The sequence below is a fragment of the Nodularia harveyana UHCC-0300 genome (genome assembly GCF_034931085.1).
Lineage (GTDB): Bacteria > Cyanobacteriota > Cyanobacteriia > Cyanobacteriales > Nostocaceae > Nodularia > Nodularia harveyana.
The window spans coordinates 12,751-38,608 of the sequence record NZ_JAYGHG010000036.1 but is presented as its reverse complement, the minus strand read 5'-3'; the positions used below and the strand labels follow the sequence as shown (position 1 = coordinate 38,608).

Here is a 25,858-nt window from a genome sequence, read left to right as displayed (position 1 = left end):
ATTAATTGTTACACTTATCTTTCATTAGCCATCAGCCCAGTTAAGCAGCGCCTATGGTACACGTCAAGCGCGTGGAACTTACCAATTTCAAATCCTTCGGTGGTACTACCTCAGTCCCTCTACTACCGGGGTTTACTGTCATTTCTGGGCCAAATGGTTCCGGTAAATCTAATATTCTCGATGCTTTGCTGTTTTGTTTGGGGCTTTCTAGTTCTAAGGGAATGCGGGCGGATAGATTACCGGATTTGGTAAATAATAATCAAACTTCTAGGGGACGGGCTTCGATTGAGGCTAGTGTGACGGTGACTTTTGATTTGTCGGGGGAGGATGTTTCGCGCAGAGGGGTAGAGGCGCGTAGGGAGGAAGAGGAAGAGGGGGATGTTTCACGCACCAGCGACAGCGAAGCACGAAGTGCGTTAGGCGCAAAGGCGCAAAGTGAAGAAGGAAATGAAGAGATTCCCCACTCCCCAACTGAATGGAGTGTGACTCGGCGGTTGCGGGTGACTCATCACGGGAGTTATACGTCGAATTATTATATGAATGGTGTGCCTTGTACTCTGACGGAGTTACATGAGGAGTTGAATAATCTCCGCATTTATCCGGAGGGATATAATGTTGTGCTTCAAGGGGATGTTACTAGCATTATCTCGATGAATGCTAAGGAACGTCGGGAAATTATTGATGAGTTGGCTGGGGTTTCGGCGTATGATCGCAAGATTATTCAGGCTAAGAAGACTCTGGATGAGGTGAAGGATAAGGAGGATAGTTGTCGGATTATTGAGACTGAGTTAACTACTCAGCGCGATCGCCTGTCTCAAGATCGGGCGAAGGCGGAAAAGTATCAAAAACTGCGGGCGGAATTTTTAGCTAAACAGTCTTGGGAGGCGGTTCTTTCTTGGCGATCGCTTCAAGCACAACAGGAAAAGTTAATTGGCGAAATTCAAACAGGCGATCGCAGTTCTACGGAATTAAATTCTCAACTCACAAACCTCAATTCCGCAATTTCTCAAAAATCGGCTGAATTGGAAGAACTCAACACCCGTGTCAAAGCTTTGGGTGAAGAGGAACTTTTGGCTGTACAATCAACTCTGGCGACTCAACAGGCGGAACGGAAACAACTCCAACGCCGACAAGCTGAGTTAAATACGGCTATTCAGGAAACTGTGAAGCTTCTGGCGCAAACTCAGCAGGAAGTTAAACAATATCAGCATTCTTTAACCGAATTTGCCCAAACTCAGGTTGTCGAACAGCAATCTATTCTCTCCTGTCAGCAACAACGGGATGAAGCCCAACAAGCTTTAGATGGTTCTCGCGCCGCAGCAGCAGAAATCGCCACCGCTTCGGAAGCTTGGGTACAGCAACAAACGGCTTTTAATCGTCAAATTGAAACTATACTGCAAACTCTGGAACCCCAGCGTACTGAACAAGCCCAACTCAGGGAACGCCATCATCAATTACAGCAACTGATTACCGAACAAACTCAGTTAATTGCAAGTTTGGAACCAGAGTTAGCCGCGAAGGAAACTGAATGTAGTTCCTTGGAAACAGAGTTTAATGCTGCTAGTGAACCTATCCAAAATTTAGCCGCAAATCTTTCCGCGACAGAACAAGAATTACAAATCCAACAGGAAACCCAAAAGCGACTTCTCCAAGAACAACGGGAAAAGCAACGCCAGTTGGATAAAATTGAAGCCCAAGCCCAAGCCCAACAGGAGGTACAGGGAACCCAAGCTAGTAAAGTTATTTTACAGTCGGGATTACCGGGGCTTTGCGGTTTAGTTGTCCAGTTAGGTAAAGTGGAAAGCCGCTATCAATTAGCTTTAGAAACTGCTGCTGGTGGGCGTTTGGGGCATATTGTCGTGGAAGATGACAGTGTAGCCGCAGCTGGAATTGAATTACTGAAACAGAAACGCGGTGGAAGGGCGACTTTTTTACCTTTAAATAAGGTTAGGGCTGGTAAATATACACAAGATGCTACCTTGCGTTATGCGAATGGTTTTGTTGATTATGCGGTGAATTTAATTGAGTGCGATCGCCGTTATCAAGATGTCTTTACTTATGTCTTCGGTAACACCGTAGTTTTTACCAATATCCAACAGGCGCGACCCAATATCGGACTCTATCGCATTGTCACCTTAGATGGGGAATTGTTGGAAACTAGCGGCGCGATGACTGGGGGAAGTAGTAATCAGCGTTCATCCTTAAAATTTGGTCAGGGAGAATCGGCGGAATCTCAGGAAGTTGTGGCTTTAAAGAGTCGCTTGGCAGATATTGAACGCATTATCGAACGTTGTACCCAGGCGATCGCTACTTTATCCGCCAACACCAAAGAACTTACCCAAGCCCTCACAGAAGCCAGACAGGGGCGACGAGAACAGCAGTTACAGTTGTCACAACTGCAAAAAGAGATTCAGGGTTTAACGGCGCAATTAGAGGGGACGCGATCGCAACTTACCCAAAACAACGAAAAAATCACCGTCGCCCAATCCCGGTTATCAGTTTTAGATCGGGAATTACCAGGACAAGAAAGTGAACTGCAACAATTACGACAAGCTTTAGCGGAGTTAGAAGACTCTCAAACCCCTAGTGAATGGCAAGAAATCCAAGTAACTATTAAAAGCCAAGAGCAACAATTGCAACAACGAGAGGGAGAATTACGGGATGCCCAGCAAAGATTAAAAAATCTGGAAATTCAGCAACTGCGATCGCAAGAGAAAATTCAAGAAGCTGAAGCCAAAATTAACCAATACCATAATCAGCAAACCAGCCAACAAAATCAACTCAACACCCTGCAAAATCAGCATTCTGAACTCAACAACCAAATCAGCGAAATCCAGGCGAATTTGAGCCAAATGGAGCAGAATCTAGGGGAAGAAAAGCAAAAACGCGACGCAACAGAACAGGAAGTGCGATCGCAACTTTTACGCCAACAACAACTACAATGGGAAATTCAAAAACTCCAAGAAACCCAAGAAAAGCGGCGTTCAGATTTAACAGCATTGCAAAACCAACTCCGAGAAACCAGCGCAGAATTACCCAATCCTCTGCCAGAAGTACCCGATAAAGTAGATTTAGAGGACTTACAAAAAGAACTACGCAGCCTAGCCAAACGCTTACAGGCTATGGAACCCGTAAATATGCTGGCCTTAGAAGAATACGAACGCACCCAGAACCGCCTCCAAGAACTAACCGAAAAATTACAAACCTTAGAAGCAGAACGCACCGAATTACTATTAAGAATTGAAAACTTTACCACATTGCGCCAACTAGCTTTCAAAGAAGCCTTCGATGCAGTCAACGAAAACTTTCAATCAATTTTCGCCATCCTTTCCGACGGTGACGGTTATTTACAACTAGAAGATCCTGAAGACATCTTTAACAGTGGACTCAACTTAGTCGCCCACCCCAAAGGTAAACCAGTCCAGCGTCTAGCTTCCATGTCCGGCGGAGAAAAATCACTCACAGCCTTGAGTTTTATCTTCGCCCTCCAACGCTATCGCCCCTCGCCATTTTACGCCTTTGACGAAGTAGATATGTTTTTAGATGGAGCAAACGTCGAGCGATTATCTAGAATGATTAAACAAGAAGCCCAACAAGCACAATTTATAGTTGTGAGTCTGCGTCGTCCGATGATAGAATCAGCCCAACGCACCATTGGCGTTACTCAAGCACGAGGAGCTTACACTCAAGTTTTGGGAATTAAATTAAAATCCTCTAATTAGTAGTTACCACCTCTTTAAATTCTTTTTGGCAAATTAGAAGATATATTAAAGCTGATACCCAAATTATACTTTGGGCTATTTGTACATAAGCTAAATTAGTCATTCCAGACGGAATTAATAGAGTCAATAATAGAAACGTTAATATCGAAATATTCAATTTTGTTAAATTATTAAAAGTCAAATTAATAACAGCTAATAACAGAAAAATCAACATGACATTATCATAAGCCAAATGATAAGTCCATAATCTGCCAATAACCGAAGCAATAGCAAAGAGAAATAGCAACGAATGATCCTTGAATAAATATAATAAACCAAGCACTATAGCACTAGCAACTACAGCTAATAATATTGTTGCTGTAGCTGGGTTAATCCCCAAATTCGTGAGAACATTAATTCCCGAATATCCAGTATTAACATAATATTTAGAAACTTTAATCATTTTCTCAATCATGTAAATAGGAGACACTTGAATAAATATTCCTATTATTGAACTAGAAATAATAATGTAGAGACAGCAAGCCAATACTGCATTAATTCTTTTTTTAATAAATAAAATCAAAAAATAAAGTGCAGAAATATTAGGTTTGAGTAAAGCTAAACCTAAAAGTAAACCTGATGATAAATTATGCCCTTTCTGCAATAACCAAAACATTCCAATTAATAAAGCATTAATAATAATGCCATATTGACCAGCACTCAAAGTAGTAGAATGACTAGCAATTGATAAACAAGCACTGACTATAAACCAAGCCTTTAACTTCCCATGAGGCTTGCCAATTTGATAAGCAAAAATAGCTAAAATAACTAGGGATATGCTATTTAAGAAAGCATGATACCAGCGCGTTACTTCAAAAGAAATAGGTGGAAAAAATATTAAGCCTGAGAAAAAAGCCCAAGGTGGATATCCTCCTGACATCACTGGTCCCAGTTGGGAATCTATGAAAGGTGAACCTTCAGTAATATCATAAGGATATAAACCACGATAGATATATTGTTGTTCTTTCCATCGTGAATATAAATCCCCTGCACCAAGTTGTTTATCTACAATTAAGTAATAATAACCTCTGATAAAATAGACTAAACAGAGCAAAGTTAAAATTATGGAAAGCCAAAAGATGATTTTTTGAGAAGTGACCCTTTTACAAAAAAAGAGGTTATCCATTTTAAATTCTATTTTATAGATTTGTTTAATGATGCTATTACTTTAACAGAGCTTCCATAAAATTTGAAGACATTCTATTGATTCTAAATTACATATCACTTTAGTTATACTTTAATCAACAGTTTTACATTCAGGATGATAACTAATTTCACGTAAATCTAGTATTTGCCTGATATTATTGTTAATAATAGATAATACAAACTTATTATAAATGAACTCAAAACATCCAGTTAGCATCATGACCGTTTTTCTTCCCCGCGAAGAAATTTTTTTTATTGAAGAGTGGCTTCGATATCATATCGCCATTGGGTTTAACCATTTTTACCTCTACAATAATATGGGAAGTAACTGGATTGATTGCGGTAATAATCTAGAAGTCACCGGCAAAAATAAGCGGAGTCAATCTATTTATAAGTTACTTTCCCATAAAACAGATTCAGAAGTTCAACAGGATTTAGACCACATTCTAAAGCCATTTATTGCCAAGGGGTATGTTACCCAAATTATGTGGCAGCCTAGAGACAGAAAATATCAGATTACATACGATCAACATCGGGCGTTTATGGATTATATTCAACGATATGGTCAAAACTCTGAATGGACTTGTTTTACCGATATGGATGAGTTTATCTTCCCCGTTGCGAGTGATACTATTCACGATGTCCTGGACAGGGTGGAAGACAAAGGCTGCACTTATATTAATTTACCTCAAAAGTGTTTTGATTCAAGGTTTGACGACGAGACTCAACCAGTTTCCCAGGTGATGAGTATTTTTAAATGTAATTCTTGGGTAACATCAGAATTTGGGAAAAAATCCTTGGTAAAAACCAGCACGTTAAAAATCCCGTTTTGGAAACATAAATATAATATACATCAGCCACCAGTTTTCCAGAAAAAAACAAAATTCATAGAAGATCACACAATGATTCGGTTTAATCATTATAAGTTCAATGAGTGGGAAATCTCCTGGATTCAGCAAAATATCCACGCTGATTTTCAACTGGATGATAAAGATCAAGAGATGATGAGATTTAATGATCAGTTTACATCTGTGGAGATATAGTAGAGTGCAGGTAAATGAGGTACGACCGTAATAACTCACAAGTCAGAAGTAGAGAGAAACAAAGAAGGAAGAAAAAATTTCCTCTCCTTTCCTTTTCCCGATTCATTCCCATATAATTTGACTCTTCAAGACTTTTCAAGCATCCTCATTAGGAAAATCAAATAAATCAATCAATATATTTTTGATTCTAACCATATAATTTACTGCCAAGACTTGTCCATAACCAATGACGAACTTTATTAGGTAAAATCTGTCTTCCCGTCAACATCAATAAATTCAAAAAATCCAACCATAAACTATATAAAATTGAATGACGGTAACGCAATCTGCTTTTTGTCATTGCTATTTGTAGAGCTTGCCAAACCTCTGTATTTTTCATACCTTTATTTAACAAATATGGCTCTATCCAATTGAAAAAATCTTGATCTCCTGTCGCAATTAGCTTTTTATCTTTATTAACAAGATCACAGCAAGAATCTGGGTGTCGGCGATATTTAATCCAGCACTCATCAGACACAAATATTGGTAAGTTTAATTGTATTTTGACAAAAAAAACTTTATCTTCTCCAAATCCTCGAAAACTCTCTTCAAAGCGACCAACTTTTTCAAACACCTCCCGTCGAATTATAACATTACTAGGGGCAGGTGGTTGATAAGGACTATTTAAGGCATGAATCAGTAATTTTGGAGGTTGGATCAGAGTATTCGGTACAACTCCTAATTCCATAAATTTATCACTTTGACTATCTTCAGAATTACCTGTCCAGCTATGCCAAAATTGTACCCATCCATAAACCATTTCTGCTTCTGGTTGAGACTCTAAAATTGCAACTTGCTGTTCTAATTTATGAGATAACCAGATATCATCAGCATCTAAAAAAGCAATATACTCACCTTGAGCGTGATCAATTCCCCAGTTGCGAGAAGCACTCATTCCCCGGTTTTGATGATTTTCATGTTCAAGATAGCGGACTTTTTCTGGATATTTTTGAGTATATTCTAAGGCTATAACTGTGCTGTTATCTGTTGAGCCATCATCTACCAACAATAATTCCCAATTAGGGTATGTTTGGGAAAATATACTTGCGATCGCTTCCTCGATAAATTTTTCACCATCTAGGAAGATAATAATACAAGAAACCAAAGGTTGTTTATTCATAATTATTATTTGTCTGTTGCCTTAACCTAATACCAGCTATTCTTGAATATTCTCCTTTTTTGGGGGTTATTTTTTATGAATGACATTTGAAAACATAGGACCGTTAGGATCTAGAGACATTAAATCCACTATAAGAATAAACGGCACTGAGGACAATATCTGAAGCTGTTCCAAAGCAAGAGTTATCATGAACCTCGATAATAATGTTATCAACAAACGGAAGCCAATCAGCAATTTTCATAAATCGGTTTTATTAATCAATAATTATAATATTATAATTGCTGTACAATAAAGCTTATTATAATCTTAAGTAAGAAAATCATGTTACCGCCAATTGGTTTCATTCTATTAACACATACCAAACCCCATCAGATAATTCGGTTAGTCAACAGACTAAATCTTATGTTTGATCATCCACCAATTGTCTGTCATCATGATTTTTCAAAAAGTGACTTGCCTATAGATGCCTTATCTAAGAATATTTTGCTTGTACACCCTCACATAAAAACTGAGTGGGGTAAATTTTCTATTGTAGAATCTACATTGCAGGCCTTTAGATTAATGTATCAAAGGACTGCTTCGCCGGACTGGTGTATATTACTTAGTGGAGCAGATTATCCAATCAAACCAGCAGGTCAAATACTGGATGATTTAGCTTCTATTTCCTATGATGTTTGCATTAAGAATGAGGAAATTAAATACAATGCTTATGAGAGAAATTGGCAAAAAACGTGCTATGAAAGATATTGTACCGTAAAGTGTCAGTTTCCGTTTCCCAACAGAAATCTCCGTTTAACTAAGCGAAACTTGACTTTATTAAAACACCCATTATTAACAAAATATTTTCTGCCCTTTTCCACTAAACTTCGTTGCTTTGCTGGAGCAGAGTGGTTTTGTGCTAACCGCAAAGCAGCAGAATATCTGATTGAGTTTCATGGTACAAACCCTTCCTTAGCTTCCCACTACTGTCGGGTGGAGATTCCAGATGAATCCTATTATCAGACGATACTGTGTAATAATCCTCACCTCAAAATCAAAAATGATAACTTGCGTTATATTGATTGGTCAAGGGAAGGGAATCACCCAAAAATTCTCATGTTTGAAGATATGCCAAAACTCCTGGCATCGTCAGCACACTTCGCTAGAAAATTTGATGCCGATATAGATATCAGAATTCTTGATGAATTAGATGCTATTATTAGATAATATGCTTGTTGAAAATTAAAAAAGTAAAATTGTGTTCAAAGTTTAGTTCCAATATTTACCCATAGCCAGTGACGCAGTTTTTTGGGTAAAAATATTTTGCCTATCCTCATTAACCACCCAATATAGCCTTTTTTGAAAAAAAATAATAGAGGATGACGGTAAATAAAACTTGCTTTTTTAAAACTGTGCCAAATTTCCTGATCTTTTATTTCTTGTTGGGACAAATACTTTTCTGTCCAATTGTAGTAATTCTGAAGATTGTAAAATATTTTGTTACTATTATAAATTAAATTCATGCAAGAATTATCATGTTGTCTATATTTTGCCCAAAAATTATCGGCAACAAAAATAGGAAAATTGAGTTCTACTTTAGTCCAAAAAACACTATCTTCTGATTGTCCTCGGAAACTTTCTTCAAACTGACCAACTTTTTCAAAGACTGAATGGTGAATAATAGCATTACAAGTTGTAGGAGTTTGATTTTTATCTGTCCAAAAAATCTCTAATAGTTTAGGTGGTAGAACTAAAGTATTTGGTGGTATTCCCAAATCCATAAAATGGTCACGTTGACTATCTTGTGGGTTCCCTGTCCAACTATACCAAATTTGTGTACGCCCATAAACCATTCTCGCTTCTGGATAAGTTTGGAAAATAGCTAATTGTTCTACTAATTTTGAGGGCAACCACACATCATCTGCATCCAAAAAAGCAATATATTCTCCTTGCGAGTTATTAATTCCTAAATTTCTTGAGGCACTCATACCTCTATTTTCGTGATTTTGATGTTCTAAATAACGTACTTGATCAGGATATTTTTGGGCATAGTGTAAGGCAATTTCTGTGGTGCGATCGGTTGAACCATCATCAACTAGTAGTAATTCCCAGTTGGGGTAAGTTTGGGAAAATATACTTTCAATTGCTTCCTCAATGAATTTTTCACAATTGAGGAAGATAATAATACAAGAAACTAAAGGATTTTGATTCATAAGTTTATATCTCTCATTAGTAAGATTGGCGAATCATCAGTAATAATTGCTGACTTCATTGTGGTTTTTAATGACGTGGTTCTTAATAGAAAACTGATAGTAGCTAATACCAAAATCTTCAAGAATAAAATAATTTCTTACCAATTTTCAGCCATAACCAATTTCGCAATGACTTAGGTAAAATTTTTCTACTTATAGCCAAGAGTAGATTGACAGATTTCACTACATCTTCACGATACAATATAGGCTGATCACGCTTTAACTTTATACACTTTTTGACAACTTGGACATTCGACTCATTTTTTTGTTGATCTTCTATAATTTCTTCGGCTAGAAAAGCAAATAAATTATATTTTTTCAGCACTAATTCCCTAGCATAGATAACCGCGTCTCGATTGCGAAGCCAGAGATCACTGTTAATGGTTTCTCTAATAATTTCTACAGCTTGTTCAGGTTGATTAATATCAATCGAGACAAAGGATTCTTTGGGGAAATAATCAGTAATATTAGTACAACCATAGTAAATCGGCATGGTATAAGCTAAAAAAGCATCAGTAATTTTTTCTGACCAATAATAGAGACCGCTATAGTTTTCAATTGCTAATGTATATTTATACGGAGCGACTCCATCCCACTTTGCAATTGGTTTAACTGGTGGTGGAAAACCTTTACCAAAAAAATCTATATCTAAATTTGAATTTTGAATATAATTCCAAAAATTAAGTCGCTTGAGTTGACCTTCTATAAAGGTATCTGCATTGGTCAACCAAGAAAGATTTAAATTCTTTTCCGGTATTTCATCACTAGTGAGAAAATCATAATCTTTTCCTATCCACCAACCTATTGCTCCATCACTGTGAATATATATATTTCCTTTTTTATTAACATCTGGAGTGTATATTCTAGAATATCGGTCTGTATGTTTATAAAAGTAGTCAAACTGTTCAGTTGGTGGTTCTTGAATAATTGCCCAAATATTTTTATTCGGACAATTGACCTGAACATCTCTATCTAGACAGTTAATAATTACAAGATAATCACATTCTTTAACTGGTTCTGTTGTAAATTGAATACCTTCCCAAATTCCCAAATTATGGGGAGTCTGAGAAATTAGAGGATTTACTTCTGGATAACCTTCAATTAGTCTCACTAAAGTCATTATTGTTAAGATCCTATTTGGTCTGGGTTTAATTTTGATTTTTTTGGTAGTCTAACTGATAGAGTCCATGAAATACAGCTTTTTTCTCTAGAAGATCATTAAAAGAACCTTTTTCTTCTAATTTACCTTGTTTTAAAACAATTATTTGGTCAGCATTTTTAATGGTTGATAACCGATGAGCAATAACAATCACAGTGCGATTTTTACTAAGGATATCAATCGCATCTTGAATCAATTTCTCAGAAATATTGTCAAGAGCATTTGTGGCTTCATCTAAAATTAAAATTTCAGGATTGCATAAAATAGCTCTAGCAATAGAAATCCTTTGTTTTTGTCCTCCAGAAAGTTTAATTCCTCTGTCGCCGACAAAAGTATCATATCCTTGAGTAAGTTCACAGATAAATTCATGGGCATGAGCTTGTTTTGCTGCTGCTATAATTTCTGTTTCTGTAGCATCTGGAAGACCATAGGCAATATTTTCTCTCACTGTAGAACTGAAAATATGTATATCTTGACTAACTAAGGCAATATGACTACGCCATGCAGGTAAATCAAGTTCTTTGATGGAATAATCATCAATATAAATCTCTCCTGATGTGACATCATAAAAGCGGAAAATCAAGTTAATTATAGTTGATTTACCTGCCCCTGAATAGCCAACTAAAGCAGTAGTTTTACCTTTGGGTATGAATAGAGAAATATTTTCTAAGGCTGGTTTATTTTGAGCAGGATATAGAAAATTTACATCCTCAAAAGTAATTCCTTTTTGTAATTTTTGAAAATTAATATCTCCAGAAACAATATAAGGTTTATCTTCAGATGCTAGTAATAAAAACACTGATTTAACGCAACTACTTAAAGCAATTACTTGAGTTAAGTTACTATTAAGTTTCTGGACTTGCGGTTGCAAGCGATAAAGCATAAAAATAAAGGTAATAAGTACAGGAATGGTAACTTGAGTGTAAAAGGCAATCAACATCACACACATCAATATTGCTACTGATAATCCTTCCGCAATAGGCTCGACCATTACCGATTGCCCGTCTAACTTTATACGTATATCACGGCATCTTTTAGAGGCTTGGTAATAACGTTTTTCTTCATAGTTTTCTTTACCAAATGCCCGAATAGTTTTAATTCCAGTAAAGTTTTCCAAAGTGAGATTACTCAAATAACTATTTGCTTGTTGAAATTCTCTTCCCAATGCTTGTGTTTTCGATGTCAAAATGCGGATTAATACAGAGATTAGTAAAAATGCCAATGTTACTAATAATGTTAATTCCCAAGAGATTAACAGCAGTAATAAACCGAAAATGCCAATCATAGACAGATTAATAATTACCCAAATTAAAAAACTTAATGCTTGACTTGAGTAGAATGTTTGTTCGGTAATTAAATTTAAAAGTTCACCACTTTTATTAGTGTCCCAAAAGCTTTGACTGACTGCAATCAACTGTTTATAAACTGCGGTGCGTAAGCGATGAAGGGTAGAATCTTGTAGCCATGCACAAAGTGCAGTATAAATATAAGATAAAATGGCTTTAATTAGAATTGCTACTAAGATAAATAATGTCAGCAATAAAACTCGTTGCTGAGGTTCAAAATTAATCATAAATTGGTCAATATTTTTAATGATTGGATTGTTACTTAGTAGAGAATTTCCTGATTGTAGGTTTTGCAAAAATGGAATTAATAGACTAATTCCTATTCCTTCGGCTAGGGAAGCAAAAATTCCTAAAATGACAATTACTGGAATTCCCCAAGGATAAAGCTGAACTAAGGGAATTAGGATTTTTAATATTTTGATTAATTTAAACATTTTTTATTTGTTGTGATTTGAATAGATGTTGAGATGTAATAGTATTGTAGGGTGTGTTAGGATGAAATCCGTAACGCACCATTATCAATAATTTAGTGTGTTACGCTATCGCTCTAAGCGAAGCCATGCCCGCAAGGGCTTTACGCATCCTACTTATCTCAATATTTATCAGGATTTTTGATAAAATATCGAAAATATCTCCAAACTTCTCGGTTAAATCTTCCCATAATATGTAAGAATGCTAAGGGATTTTCTAGGGCCGTTATTATTGATTTCCCAAAGTAGATAGTAGTTAAATCATAGGCTTTTAATCTCCAACATAGTTTTGTGACATCATAATAGGTGTAAAATTTATTTATTTGGGAATGTTTAGCTAATAATTTAGGCGGTAATTTTTGCCTAATAGCTGGATCTGTAAAAATAACTTCTCTGGACTTATTCCAGCTTTCCACTAATTTAGAAATTGGAAGTTTGGTTTTATTTGTATTGTGACGACGAATTTCAATGATTGCTTCTTCTCCGATAAATATAAATGGTCCTTTAGCAGTCAGACGACACCAAAATAACCAATCTTCACCAATGGTTAAATCAGTTAAAAAGTCTTCTTGATTTAAGAAATTACGTCTAATACAAACTCCTCCGATGCAGAATATACCACGTTCGATAGTGCGAGGGAACATATCTATGGGAACCAGATCCTCAACGATTGAACCTGGTTGAAAAATAACATTATTAGATATGTCAATTTCTACTATCTTCCCATAGGCTGCAACTGCTTCTGTCCATCTTTCTAGAGCTAAGTATAATCGTTCTAAGGTGGTTGGTTTGCTGCGATCATCTGCATCTAAAAAATAAATATATTTTCCCTGGGAGTTTAGAAAACCAGTGCGTCTTGCTAATGCAGAACCACTATTTTCTTGCATAATCAATTTGATTCTTTGGTCTTTGAGGATATATTCTTGAATGATGGCTGGAGTATGATCGGTTGAACCATCATTAACAACAATCATTTCCCAATTACTGAAGGACTGTTCTAAAATACTATTGATAGATTCTCTAATATATGTTTCGGAGTTATAGGCCGGAATAATTACAGATATATCGGGTGGATCTAATTTCATAATTTCATAAATTTAATTAGGTTAGCATTTGACTTGAAACTAAGACCCCACCCCTAACCCCTCCCCCTTCGGGTTCACCAGTCGCCTACGATGGGAAACCCGCATAGAGCGCTGGTTCACCGCAAGCGAGACTACCGTGTACACACAAGTGATTTGATCCCCCTAAATCCCCCTTTTTAAGCGGGACTTTGATTCTAATTCCCCCCTTCTCAAGGGCGGCTAAGGGGGATCAAAACGTGATGAGGTAACTTGATAGGACTTGTGTGTACACCGTAGGCAAGGAAGGAGGGGAATAAAAAGTTAGTTTTTTTCATATTTTCTGGTGTACGTAGTTTATGATGTCTACTTAGCAGTCATAATTTTTGCTAAAGTTCTCGCTCCATCTTTCCAAGTGGGAATGTGCAAATTATCTGGACTTATGGGAGGTTTATTTAAGGCTGTTAAAATCCCTTCTCTGATACCTGACTCTGTGGGTTGGATATAGATAGTACCAATACCACCTGCTTCCCTTAGTTCAGGAATATCTGTGGTTACTACTCTTGTGCCACAAGCTCTGGCTTCTGCTACAGGTATGCCAAATCCTTCATAAATCGAAGGAAAAACAAATACATCTGCGCCATTATAAAGTGCTGGTAATTGTTGATCTGGAACGTAACCAAGAACAATAATATAATTTTGCCCTTCGTTATTAATTAAGGTTTCTATTCCTGCATATTTCCAACCTTTTTTGCCAACGAGAACTAGTTTATGCTGGGGAATTAAACCATCTTTTTTCATATTAATAAAGGTTTTTATTAATAATTCTATGTTTTTTCTTGGTTCCCAAGTAGCTATATTGAGAAGATAGGGGCAGGAAATATGATGATGGTTTAATTCAAGATTGATTACATTTATTGGTAGTGGTTGGAATATATCATCAACACCAGGTGAAATAATAATGGAATTACGACCAGTGTAATTAAATAGCTGTTTATCTGTTCCTTGAGAATTAGTAATGATGGTATTGGCTCGGCTGACATCATTTTTTAAGAATAAGTTAAAAGCCTGAGTGTGCAGCCAAGACATACCTGTTGGGGATATGTCATACCAAAAATCATGAACAGTAAGAATTGTCCGGGTTGATTTATCAAGATATGGCAGAAAAAAATACGTTCCCCAGAATACGTCTAGCTGATCTCTTCGACATATCCAACTGCCCACAAGTTTCAGCCATGATATTGGTGATATTGATAGTATTTTGCCATAATTTCTTAATTTCCAGCGTGGGGAAATTACGGGCATTTCTATCGGACAGGGACTATAAACAAAAAATTGGGCGTTGGGTAAATATGTATCTAATTCTCGGCAAAGTTCAAAGGCATAACGAGCATGTCCTCGTCTCTGACCTGATAGGAAACTACCATCTATACCTATTCTCACAGTGTCTGTTTGGGGCATTTTTTTAATATTATTCAAGGCTTGGCGATATTTTTTGAGATAATAATTTTTCTGTAACTATACCAAATGTTGTGGCAATTTGAGATAGCAAAATTAGAAAGCAAAGGAGGATAGCCGATTGAGAATATTGTTTTGTTAAAGGGTAGGTTATTAGTTTTAAGTAAAATAACCAGTGCTGGATACTTTTTTGTTGGGGATGTCGTTGGGAGTAGGTTTTGTGAAATAGAAATGCACCGCGTCCATAATTAAAATGTTGTCGGTAAAAAGTGCTTAGGGTTAAATTATGAGCATGATAAACTATTGCTTCTTGGACGTACCTTATCTTATAGTTGTGAGATAGGAGGCGATCGCAAAATTCCCGATCTTCTGCCGCAGCTAAAGGGAAATTGGTGTCAAAACCTCCAATAGCCAGAAAAGTTTCTGCGGATGATGCTATATTATTAGATGTGAAAAATTGGGGAAATGTGTTTTTATTCTGATAACTAGCATAAATATAATCTAGCAATGCGTGACTAGCAGTAGCAAAAATATTTTCAGGAAGTGCATTGATTATACATCCTCCAATTAAATCATTTACATCAGCAATTAAATAACTCTCTAAAACCTGTAGCCAATTATTTGCAGGTGTACAATCATCGTCTATAAATGCTAAAAATTTTCCTTGTGCTTGCTTTGCGCCTGTATTTCTAGCGCTTGCTGGACCAGCGTTAGTTTGGGAAATTAAGGTGAGATTGAGTTGATTTTGGAAAGGTTTAACCACACTATCTAGACATATTTTGCTACCATCATCTACTACTATTACTTCAAAGCGATTACGAGGATAATCTAGATTAGTTATAGATTGTAAGCAATTTGTTAATGGCTGTAGACGATTGTACGTAGGAATAATGATTGAGAATAAAATTTGGGTTTCTAGCATAAGCTAAGTTACTAATTTTAGGTAATTCAGGCATTTTATTTTTTGTCTGAAAATTTTTGTAATTAGGCTAATTGAGTAAGTTTCGACAAAAATTAATTGCAGTTAAGTAACTAGATAAACCAGGTTTGATCTCTTCTGGCGGAGAAAATCCCAAAATTTCCCTAGCATTGTCAATATTAGCCCAAGAATCATGAATGTCTCCCTGTCGCATCGGTGCAAATTCTATCGGTACTTTCTTTTGAGGATAATACTCTTGCAAAATAGTTAAAATTTCTAGTAAGGAAGTCCTTTTTCCTAGACCAATATTACAGGTAAGAGAATTACCAAATGATAAGGGAGTTTTTACAGCTTGAATTAAAGCATTAACTACATCTTTCACATAAATAAAATCTCGCTTTTGTGTTCCATCTCCATAGATTTTAATTGGTAATCCCTGCTGTATAGCTGATGAAAATAGGGAAATTACTCCAGAATAAGGTGATTTGGGAGATTGACGATCGCCAAAAACGTTAAACAAACGCAGTATAACTGCCGAAAATCCATTATTTTTGGCAAAAAAGTCAATATATTGCTCTCCCATTAACTTATGTAAACCATAGGGAGAAATCGGATTTGTGGAGTGAGTTTCTCGTAAAGGTAGTTGAGTCGGATTTCCATAAACTGCTGCTGAACTGGTAAAAACTAAACGGGGAATTCCTAAAGCCTCACAAATTTGAACAACAGCCATTGTTGAAGACAAATTATGATGATGGGTCTCTAAAGGATTTAGCCAAGATTTTTGTACTGAACTTGCAGCTGCTAAATGAAAAATACCATCAATAGGTTTAGTAAAATCTTGGGGTTGACATTCACAAATATCTTTTTCGACAAATTGAAGATGAGAATGTTCAGGTAGGTTATGACGAAACCCAGTCATGAAATTATCAACAACTGTTACCTGATGTCCTGTTAATAATAATTCATCAGTAAGATGAGAACCTATAAAACCTGCTCCTCCTGTGATTATGAAGTGCATTTTAATTCCTTTGGCTGACTTAAATTCGGTGTCTTAAATTCTTCATAATAGGAACGCTCCGTATTTATATCCCATAAATTATGATGTTCTCCTAAAATATTTTTTGCAGCTAATAATCCTGTTAACATGGAATGATCTTGATTATTATAACGGTGCATCCCATTCCTTCCAATGGTTTGTAAATTTTTAAACCCCTGCAAATAATCTTGAATAACTTGCAAATGTTGACGATATTCCTCATCATAAACAGGATAGGCTTTTAATTGTCTAATCACTGTCGCATCTTCAATTTTATTGATATTTGATAACAAAGATAAATCGACAATTTCTCTGCTAGCAATTTCAATTAATTCGCTATCTGACATTGACCAAAGTTGATCACCTTCAGAACAAAAATATTCCATACCCAAGCAGGTTTTACTACTATTTGGAACCATCGCCGGACTCCAGTTTTTGAAGTTTTGTATCCGTCCTACTTTAAACTCTGGACTATGAATATAAATCCAGTTATCGGGAAATAAATCAACCTCATCAATTATTAACGAGACAATTAAAAAATCTCGATATTTTAAACTATGTGCTGCTTCTAAAACTGCTGTTGGTCCTGGGGGATCTAATCTTGATATCAAAGCAGTTACTGGCATACTAGAAATAAACTGTTCTGCTTGTAAATCAAAAGTTTTATTGTCCTGTTTAACACTAATTTTTTGAATCTGATTATTTTGATGGTAAATTTTATATACAGTTGTGTTGAGATGAACTTTTCCGCCCTTATCGTTGACAATTTCTTGGCATTTTTCCCACATCATTCCCGGACCAAATTCTGGGTAATAAAATTCTTTAATCAGTGATTTAGTTTGGTTGGTCTTAAATAGGCTATTAAGGATTGCCCTTTTTAATGACATTCCTTGAATGCGTTGTGCTGCCCAATCTGCTCTGATTTCTGTACAGGAAATGCCCCAAACTTTTTCGGTATAAGATTTGAAAAAAGTTAAATATAACCTTTTACCAAAGCGGTTGCAAACCCATTGTTCAAAATTTTCTTCAACTGCATGAGGGTTGATTTTGACTTGCAAATAACTCAATAACATTAGCAAGCTGTTAATAATTCCCAGATTGGATAAGGCGTTACTTAGTTCTAAAGGATAGTTAAAAAACTTCCCATTATAGTAAATACGGGAAAGCCTGGGGACTTTTAGAAAGTTATTCCCTAGTATTTCTACCCAAATTTGCTGAATTTCTCCAACTTTGGTGTAAAATCTGTGACCGCCAATATCAAAGCGATAGCCTTTGTATGTTTCTGTACGGGAAATTCCCCCTACTCGGTCAGCTTGTTCTATAACAATGGGTTGAATGCCTTGCTTAACTAGTTCATGAGCTGATGTTAAGCCAGCCGGTCCTGCACCAATGATGACTACACTACAAGTATTTTTCAAGTATTACTACCTATTATTATTCTCTGTGATATGATATCATGAACATTTATGATTTTATGGATTTTCTCAAAATACCAATCACGAAGGCTAGACCACTATAAAAATAGTAGAACCAGTGCCAAGGTAATACGCCCAATGTAAATAAAATACCCCGTTTATTCATGAAAAAGCGGTAAACAGAGGCATTAATAATTGTCAGCAATGCACAGATAAAAGCAGATATAATTAATAATTTCCACTGCCACCAACAAGCAATTAAACTTATTAATAAAGAGTAAACTAAAACCACACTTAGCCGACTTGACCAACCAAGATTCAAGTCTGAAGGCATTTGTCCTTGACGTAGAATTAATTGTGTCCAAGGTAAGGCGCGATCGCACACATCGGCTTTAATTAAAGATATGATTCCCCATCGTTTTAAATGTTTTACTTGCAGCGTTTTCACCAATGCAATTTTGTAACCTGCGGCTTTGAGGCGATAGCCTAACTCAATATCTTCCACACAAGGACGACGATAAGTTTCATCAAAACCGCCCATAGCTAAGAAGATATCCCGGCGAATTGCACCACAAGCACCCCAAAAAGTGAAAGCATTCTCATTGGCATTTTGATGGGTGTAATGATGAAAAAGATTTTTGTACTGAGAAAGAAAATTACTCGCCCCTGGAGCATCATCATAGGAACCAATTAAGGCAGCTAGATTTGTATCTTCAGTAAACGCCGACCTTACCTGATTTATGCTATCTGGCTCTATGGTGACATCAGCATCCACAAAAAAAATTATCTCACCTTGAGCAGCAGCCGCACCTAAATTTCTGGCTTGTGCTGGCCCCCCTTTCTCCTCAACTCTAATTACCTTAGCTCCCCAGTCGGCTGCTATTTCCCCAGATTCGGTATCCCCATCAGCTACCACAATTACTTCTGTAGGGTGAAAAATAGACGCGCCAATACTTAACAAACATTGGCGGAAACTTTCACCACCATTATGAACCGGAATGATCACCGAAATTGATCGCTGTGTTGGCTTCATTTCCACCGTTATGAACCTAAATTGGCCTTCGCCATTTTATACCTTTGAGGAAGTAGATATGTTTTTAGATGGGGCAAACGTCGAGAGATTAGCTAGAATGATCAAATAACAAGCCCAACAAGTGCAATTTATAGTTGTGAGTTTGCGTCGTCCGATGATAGAATCAGCCGAGCGCACCATTGGCTTTACTCAAGCACGAGGAGCTTACACTCAAGTTTTGGGAATTAAATTAAAATCCTCCCATACATTTGCTTGAGTTTTGTTAATAATAGTGTATGGATAAACCGGATTCGAGATCAGGACTCGGTATAGAATGACCTCTGAACAGACAATTAGGCGTTCCGATATATTAAACACCCAGGTGATTACGCGCGACAACGGCAAACGGCTCGGTGTCGTCAATCAGCTTTGGGTTGATATTGATCAAAGAGAGGTTGTGGCACTTGGTTTGCGAGACAGCCTGATCTCTATTTCGGGTCTGCCACGATATATGTACCTCAGCACCGTCAACCAAATTGGCGATGTAATTCTAGTTGACAACGAAGATGCTATTGAAGACATCGAAGTTGAAACCTTAAGTAATCTGATTAACTGGGAAGTAATTACAGAAACAGGCGAAGTATTAGGTAGAGTGCGGGGCTTCAAGTTCAATGGCGAAACTGGAAAAATTCTCTCCATAGTCATTGCTTCTTTAGGATTACCCCAAATTCCCGACCAATTTCTCAGCACCTACGAGTTTTCGGTAGATGAAATCGTCAGCACCGGCCCCAGCAGGTTGATTGTTTTTGAAGGAGCCGAAGAACGGGTTAATCAGTTAACCGTCGGTGTACTAGAACGGTTAGGCATAGGTAAAGCACCGTGGGAACGAGAAGCCGAAGAAGAATATGGCTATACTCCGCGTACCGTCTCACCAGCTAATCAGCTACCCAGTGGAGTTCCATTACAACCACCCAGAACCAGAGTTCGCGCTCCCGAACCCGTAGTTGAGGAAGAATGGACAGAGGACTATGTGGAAGAAGAAATCCCACAGCGTCAAGTCATGCGGGCGCGACAGTACGAACCCATTGAATATGAAGACGACGAGGAAGATAACTGGAGTGAAGCTACAGGTAAGGATAGATATCAAGAACCACCAACTAGATATGAACCCCAGCCTTACAGCCAACCTTACGCTGAAGAATATGACGATTACGACGATGTAGAAGGCGATGCGTGGGAAGATGCACCACAGCCAGTTAACATTCCCAAAAAAGTCAAAGAAAGACAGCCAGAATACGAAGAAGAAGGCGGATATTAGGATAATTCGTAGTTCGTAGTTCGTAATTCGTAATTCGTAATTCGTAATTAAACCCTCTTCCTATAATTAAAGCGGAAGGGGGTATTTAATTTTTTAACTCCTCCTCCTCTCTGCGCCTCTGCGCCTCTGCGTGATATAAATTCTTAATTCAGCAGTGAATAACACAATTTCGATTATTATCCCCACCTTCAACGAAGCGGCAAATATTGAGAGTGCGATCGCATCCACACAACCCAGTACCAATGTAGAATTAATCGTAGTGGATGGTGGCTCACAAGATAACACCGTCAGCATAGCTCAGTCATTAGGTGTAAAAACTCTCTCATCTGCCCCTAGTAGAGCAGTACAAATGAACGCCGGTGCTATGGCTGCAACTGGCGAAATCCTGCTGTTTCTTCACGCCGATAGCCGTTTACCTCCTGGCTTTGATAACATGGTTCGCACAGCCCTACAACAGCCAAAAACAGTAGCCGGTGCCTTTGCCTTAGAGATTGATTCTCCCTTGTGGAGTTTAAGATGGGTAGAAAAAGGAGTAAACTGGCGATCGCATCATTGGCAAATGCCCTATGGTGATCAAGCAATATTTTTAACCAAAGAAATATTCCAAAAAAATGGACAATTTCCTAACCTACCAATCATGGAAGACTTTGAACTCATTCGCCGTTTAAAACCTATAGGTAAAATTTCCATAATTCCTGTACCAGTTATCACCTCAGCCCGGAGATGGCTAGACAAAGGCGTAATTTATACAACTCTACTCAATCAAATAGTAATTACTGCTTATATCCTCGGTGTTTCACCTGAACGCATTCGCAGTTGGTATCGTCGGGAAATATCGAACAAACAAGACCTACGCAAAAACTCTCTCAAATCCTGATTTCTCTGTGTCCTCTGCGTCTCTGCGGTTAGTTATTCTGGTTTTTAACTTCGTTCTCATCTAAGCATCATATATCGTAGTTAGCGACGAAAAACTCAAGTAAACTGTATGCTTAAAAAGCCCTTATCAAATAGTACACTCAAATTATTAATAACTAGCTTTCTGATTATTACCCTAATTTTCCTTGCCCAATACGTCAATATTCCAGTTATTTTAAATCATTCCATCTTATGGGTGCAAAGTCTTGGTGCATTAGGTCCCATTGCTTATATTGTCATATATAACTTAGCCACAATCCTATTTATCCCTGGTTCTCTGTTAACCCTCAAAGGTGGTTGCTTATTTGGACTCTTGTGGGGTTCTATATATGTGTTAATTGCCGCAATTATCGGGGCAATTTCAGCGTTTATTGTCGGACGCTACCTATCCCGTGATTGGGTTTCGCAGCAAATTAATAAATATCCTAAATTTAAAGCCATAGATTTAGCAGTAGCCAAAGAGGGATGGAAAATTGTCTTACTAACTAGATTATGTCCCATCTTTCCATTCAACTTATTAAATTACGCTTTTGGAGTCACCCAAGTTTCTCTAAGAGATTATATATTAGGTTCCTTTGGTATTATTCCTGGTACAGTCTTATATGTTTATATAGGTTCCTTAGCAGGTAATTTAGCAATGCTTAATTCACCTAATCAACCAACTAATCCAAAAGCACAAATCTGGCAATGGGTAATGCAGATAATTGGGTTAATTGCCACGATTGGGATAACTATATATATGACAAAAATTGCTCAAAAGGCTCTCAAAGAAAGTATTACAGAATCAGAAATCATCCAAAATAAAACTAATAATTAATTATCTAAAAATATCACCAATATTATCCACAAACTAGCTGCTAAACAGAAGAAAACAATGCTAGGACTTAGAGGATGTTTCAAAAGTTTTTAATGTATAAATAAACCCCTCTCCAAACCTCTCCCCGACCTCTCCCTAACCCTCTCCTACAAGGAGAGGGGAAAGGAATTACTTTTATTACTGGAGAGGCTTTGAAACCCCCATTCCCTGGTAGGGAAGGGGGGAAGGGGGGTTAGGTTTTTGGAGATTATTGGTTTCACCTAATACTTTTCAAACATCCTCTTAGACTTACGCATAATCTACATTTTCTTGGCGTTCTACAGCCCTTGTGGGCATCGCTACGCGCGGGCGGCTTGGCGGTATGTGCTTCGCGCACGCTACGCGAACGATAAATCAAGATTGTTGGCAATTGTTGCGTAAGTCCTGAATACATAAAGTCGAATTCAGAGGAATAACCCGCAGTCTGACTTACTCAAACTTATGGCATAAGTTCTATTTCTCATTCCCACATTCCCCTACACTAAAGGCAGCACACTTGTTCAAACAGGCTGAGGAAAGTAGATTTTGACTGAAACCAATAATTTAAACTCTACCACCCCAAATATCACCCGTAGCGAATTGCAAGATTTAGTGCGAACTCAAATCCAAGTTCTCCTAGAATCGGGAAACTTGCAAGAAGCTAAAACTATTCTCGCACCTGTACAACCTGCGGACATTGCAGAGGCCATTGAAGGATTACCAGAAGCAATGCACGCTTTGGTTTTTCGCTTACTTCCTAAGACTGAGGCTATCGAGGTTTATGAATATCTCGACTACAGTGTGCAACAACATTTAATCGAGAAACTCAAAAGTCAGGATGTGCGTGACATTGTAGATAAAATGTCTCCAGATGACCGCGCCAGGTTATTTGACGAATTACCAGCAAAAGTTGTCAATCGCTTGCTAGAACAACTCAGCCCAGCAGAACGGGAAGCCACAGCCCAACTTTTGGGTTATGAAGGTGATACAGCTGGGCGCATCATGACCCCAAAGTTAATTTATCTGAAAGAAAATTTCACCGTATCTCAAGCCATCGAAAGGATTCGCAGTCAGGCTAATGTTAGTGAAATCATTTACTACCTTTATGTTACCGATGTCGCTAGGCGCTTGACGGGGATTGTTTCTTTGCGACAGTTGGTGGTGTCTCAACTTGAACAAACCATTGGCGAAATTATGACCCGTGAAGTGGTGTTTGTTCACACAGATACAGACCAAGAAGAAGTCGCCAGATTAATTCAAAGATATGATTTTTTAGCTGTGCCTGTTGTGGATAAAGAACAGCGTCTAGTAGGTATTGTCACCGTTGATGATGTGATGGATATTCTGCAAGAGGAAACCACTAAGGATATCTACGCTTTAGGTGGTGGTGTGCAGTCCGATGGTGACAACTATTTTCAGATGAATTTACTGCAAGTTGCCCGCAAGCGGGTGGTGTGGTTGTTTGTTTTACTGATAACTAATACAGTAACTGGGACAATTATTAAGTCCCAAGAAGATATTTTAAGACAAGTTGTGATCCTGACAGCGTTTATTCCTTTGCTGACAGGTACTGGTGGTAATGTGGGCGCTCAGTCTTCTACAGTGGTGATTCGGGGGATGAGTACCGATGAAATTAGATCCCTGAAGATATGGCAGGTAATTGGCAGAGAAGCGATCGCCGGGGGGTTTTTGGGACTAATGTTAGGTAGCATTGCCACAGTGTGGGCTTACTTTCTTCAAGGACGCGCCGATGTAGCATTCACTGTAGGCATCAGTCTAGTAGCTATTTCGATTATTGCTTCTGTATCTGGTTCTGCACTACCATTTTTATTCCGTGCTTTCCGCTTAGACCCGGCGTTAATGTCAGCACCTTTTATCACTACAGCCGTGGATGTCTTAGGTGTTTTGATTTACTTTAAATTGGCACGAGTGATTTTAGGTTTATAAGTTTTGATTTATAATTCCGAAGCTGTCTCTGGGGCAATAATTTCTCCAGTGCCTAATTCCAGAATCATATCTTGATCAGTAATTAATTCGTTGAGTTCCTTAACTTGTAAATTCATTTTCTGACAAGATTCTCTGAGTTCGCGGGTAAAAGTATTGATATCATCGCCATAGCCGCACTGATAAGCCGCAGTTTCTATTCCCAGATTCGCATTTGCTCTTGCACAATCTACTAATTCTGTGCCAAGCAATGGTTTTGGGGATGTCATAATTCCTAGTTGTAATTTATTATGTGTTTGACTATGGTAGCATTTATTTAGGATGAAGACATCCATCTAATGGCAGACTAATCTAGCTCTATCATAGTGGAAATCTCATAGTCTGATATCTGGAAGACATTCTGTGATCTCTGCTAATAATAATTTTATTTTAGGCTGTACAGAATAATAAAATCCATTAATTCATCGGCGTTTATCTGCGTCCATCTGCGTTCAATTATTCTGGGAATCTTATTTCATGAAGTAGCGCCGAATTAATTAACTACAGATCAAATTCTAAAAATAAACCCTGAACTGATAATTCAATCCAAGGTTTAATTTATGGTTTAACTCCACACTTAGAATTTGGAAGTTCAGACATTTTACCCTGGATATTAGCCAAACATACTAAATTGAAGGTAATTTGTACGCGACTAACTTTTTTATCCTCACACCTGACACACCCTCTTAATCTGACCACTGAAAACAAGTACACAACTCTCTAGGAAACTGAGGATAAATCCTGTTCCTATGCTTTTAAGTTAACTATGAAATTGGGTAAATCTATCATTCTGGGGATGGAAATAAAAATTAACTTTTCTCATCCTTAAGACGTAAAATAAATGAATAATCAGAGATAGTTTTCAGCTTAATTTCACTGAATTATGGCAAATCAAACATTGGGAATTGAACCGCAACTATATAACTACTTACTTTCGGTATCTTTACGGGAACCAGAAATTCTGTGTCAACTCAGGGAAGAAACAGCCCAGCATCCGATGGCTCAAATGCAGATTGCACCGGAACAGGGACAATTTATGGCTTTATTGGTGCAATTGATGGGAGCAAAAAAGACTTTAGAAGTGGGAGTATTTACGGGTTATAGTTCCCTGGTGGTGGCTTTGGCGTTACCTCCAGAGGGTCGAGTAGTAGCCTGTGATACTAGTGCAGAGTTTACAGCGATCGCCCGTCGTTATTGGCAACAAGCCGGGGTAGCAGCTAAAATTGATTTACATATTGCTCCAGCAATGGAGACATTAGATCAGTTACTCGCCGCAGGTGAAGCCGAAACCTTTGATTTCGCGTTTATTGATGCTGACAAAAGTAATTATGATGGTTATTACGAGCGATCGCTACAATTAGTTCGTCCTGGTGGATTAATTTTGATTGATAATGTGCTTTGGTCAGGAAAAGTTGCAGATATCGCAGTCCAAGACAATCGCACCACAAAGATTCGCGCCTTCAATGAGAAACTGCATCAAGATCAGCGAATTAATCTCAGTTTAGTTCCCATCGCTGATGGTTTAACTCTCGCCTATAAGAAATAATTTCTCTAGGAGTAATCTCAGAAAAGACCATTGTTTAGTTGATTC

At 37.6% G+C, this 25,858-nt stretch carries 20 protein-coding genes and 1 pseudogene; 9 read left to right on the top strand and 12 right to left on the bottom strand.

Features of this window, described 5'->3' with window-relative positions:
* Window positions 1-53 precede the first annotated feature (53 nt).
* Complete coding sequence (gene smc / locus VB620_RS17880; RefSeq protein ID WP_323197503.1) at window positions 54-3,722, top strand: chromosome segregation protein SMC; 3,669 nt, start codon at window positions 54-56, stop codon at window positions 3,720-3,722.
* Here smc and VB620_RS17875 read toward each other — a convergent pair.
* The gene (locus VB620_RS17875) at window positions 3,715-4,887 is read right to left on the bottom strand and encodes a glycosyltransferase 87 family protein (RefSeq protein ID WP_323197502.1); all 1,173 of its coding nucleotides are present in this window, start codon (window positions 4,885-4,887) and stop codon (window positions 3,715-3,717) included. The genes smc and VB620_RS17875 overlap by 8 nt on opposite strands.
* 238 nt (window positions 4,888-5,125) lie before the next feature.
* On the opposite strand from VB620_RS17875, the gene VB620_RS17870 reads away from it, so the two are divergent.
* Window positions 5,126-5,950: a glycosyltransferase family 92 protein gene (locus VB620_RS17870; protein ID WP_323197501.1), complete on the top strand. Its 825-nt coding sequence runs from the start codon at window positions 5,126-5,128 to the stop codon at window positions 5,948-5,950.
* 187 nt (window positions 5,951-6,137) lie between these two features.
* Here the strand turns inward: VB620_RS17870 and VB620_RS17865 are convergent, their stop codons facing one another.
* Window positions 6,138-7,109: a glycosyltransferase family 2 protein gene (locus tag VB620_RS17865; protein WP_323197500.1), complete on the bottom strand. Its 972-nt coding sequence runs from the start codon at window positions 7,107-7,109 to the stop codon at window positions 6,138-6,140.
* Window positions 7,110-7,430: 321 nt separating this feature from the next.
* Between VB620_RS17865 and VB620_RS17860 the strand changes: the two genes are divergently transcribed.
* Window positions 7,431-8,315, top strand: a complete 885-nt coding sequence (locus tag VB620_RS17860; RefSeq protein WP_323197499.1) for a beta-1,6-N-acetylglucosaminyltransferase — start codon at window positions 7,431-7,433, stop codon at window positions 8,313-8,315.
* Window positions 8,316-8,350: 35 nt separating this feature from the next.
* On the opposite strand, the gene VB620_RS17855 is transcribed toward VB620_RS17860, so the two are convergent.
* From VB620_RS17855 to VB620_RS17815, 9 genes are all read right to left on the bottom strand, one after another.
* Complete coding sequence (locus VB620_RS17855) at window positions 8,351-9,301, bottom strand: glycosyltransferase family 2 protein (protein ID WP_323197498.1); 951 nt, start codon at window positions 9,299-9,301, stop codon at window positions 8,351-8,353.
* Between the two features lie 118 nt (window positions 9,302-9,419).
* Window positions 9,420-10,460 (bottom strand): glycosyltransferase family 10 domain-containing protein, encoded by a 1,041-nt coding sequence (locus tag VB620_RS17850; protein ID WP_323197497.1) that lies wholly within the window; start codon window positions 10,458-10,460, stop codon window positions 9,420-9,422.
* Between the two features lie 28 nt (window positions 10,461-10,488).
* Window positions 10,489-12,279, bottom strand: a complete 1,791-nt coding sequence (locus VB620_RS17845; RefSeq protein ID WP_323197496.1) for an ABC transporter ATP-binding protein — start codon at window positions 12,277-12,279, stop codon at window positions 10,489-10,491.
* 158 nt (window positions 12,280-12,437) lie between these two features.
* Window positions 12,438-13,400: a glycosyltransferase family 2 protein gene (locus VB620_RS17840; protein WP_323197495.1), complete on the bottom strand. Its 963-nt coding sequence runs from the start codon at window positions 13,398-13,400 to the stop codon at window positions 12,438-12,440.
* Window positions 13,401-13,742: 342 nt separating this feature from the next.
* The gene (locus tag VB620_RS17835) at window positions 13,743-14,837 is read right to left on the bottom strand and encodes a glycosyltransferase family 4 protein (RefSeq protein ID WP_323197494.1); all 1,095 of its coding nucleotides are present in this window, start codon (window positions 14,835-14,837) and stop codon (window positions 13,743-13,745) included.
* 10 nt (window positions 14,838-14,847) lie between these two features.
* A complete protein-coding gene (locus VB620_RS17830) occupies window positions 14,848-15,756 on the bottom strand; it encodes a glycosyltransferase family 2 protein (protein WP_323197493.1) in 909 nt (302 codons plus the stop codon).
* A gap of 67 nt (window positions 15,757-15,823) precedes the next feature.
* Window positions 15,824-16,771, bottom strand: a complete 948-nt coding sequence (locus VB620_RS17825; protein WP_323197492.1) for an NAD-dependent epimerase/dehydratase family protein — start codon at window positions 16,769-16,771, stop codon at window positions 15,824-15,826.
* Entirely contained in the window at window positions 16,759-18,207 is a 1,449-nt protein-coding gene (locus VB620_RS17820; protein ID WP_323197491.1) for an NAD(P)/FAD-dependent oxidoreductase, read from the bottom strand. Before VB620_RS17820 ends, VB620_RS17825 begins: the two co-directional genes overlap by 13 nt.
* A 46-nt stretch (window positions 18,208-18,253) precedes the next feature.
* Window positions 18,254-19,237, bottom strand: a complete 984-nt coding sequence (locus VB620_RS17815; protein WP_323197490.1) for a glycosyltransferase — start codon at window positions 19,235-19,237, stop codon at window positions 18,254-18,256.
* Between the two features lie 25 nt (window positions 19,238-19,262).
* Between VB620_RS17815 and VB620_RS17810 the strand changes: the two are divergent.
* The 5 genes and pseudogenes from VB620_RS17810 to mgtE form a co-directional block, all read left to right on the top strand.
* Window positions 19,263-19,493, top strand: a pseudogene (locus VB620_RS17810) (hypothetical protein); the annotation flags it as partial.
* A 57-nt stretch (window positions 19,494-19,550) separates the two neighbouring features.
* Complete coding sequence (locus VB620_RS17805) at window positions 19,551-20,534, top strand: PRC-barrel domain-containing protein (protein ID WP_323197489.1); 984 nt, start codon at window positions 19,551-19,553, stop codon at window positions 20,532-20,534.
* A gap of 154 nt (window positions 20,535-20,688) precedes the next feature.
* Window positions 20,689-21,411 (top strand): TIGR04283 family arsenosugar biosynthesis glycosyltransferase, encoded by a 723-nt coding sequence (locus tag VB620_RS17800; protein WP_323197488.1) that lies wholly within the window; start codon window positions 20,689-20,691, stop codon window positions 21,409-21,411.
* 108 nt (window positions 21,412-21,519) lie between these two features.
* Window positions 21,520-22,266, top strand: coding sequence for a TVP38/TMEM64 family protein (locus VB620_RS17795; protein ID WP_323197487.1), 747 nt, complete (start codon window positions 21,520-21,522; stop codon window positions 22,264-22,266).
* Window positions 22,267-22,830: 564 nt separating this feature from the next.
* Window positions 22,831-24,231, top strand: a complete 1,401-nt coding sequence (mgtE, locus tag VB620_RS17790; protein ID WP_323197486.1) for a magnesium transporter — start codon at window positions 22,831-22,833, stop codon at window positions 24,229-24,231.
* 8 nt (window positions 24,232-24,239) lie between these two features.
* Here mgtE and VB620_RS17785 read toward each other — a convergent pair whose 3' ends face one another.
* Window positions 24,240-24,497, bottom strand: coding sequence for a hypothetical protein (locus tag VB620_RS17785; protein WP_323197485.1), 258 nt, complete (start codon window positions 24,495-24,497; stop codon window positions 24,240-24,242).
* A gap of 653 nt (window positions 24,498-25,150) precedes the next feature.
* Here VB620_RS17785 and VB620_RS17780 point away from each other — a divergent pair.
* The gene (locus tag VB620_RS17780) at window positions 25,151-25,813 is read left to right on the top strand and encodes a class I SAM-dependent methyltransferase (protein ID WP_323197484.1); all 663 of its coding nucleotides are present in this window, start codon (window positions 25,151-25,153) and stop codon (window positions 25,811-25,813) included.
* Window positions 25,814-25,858 lie beyond the last annotated feature (45 nt).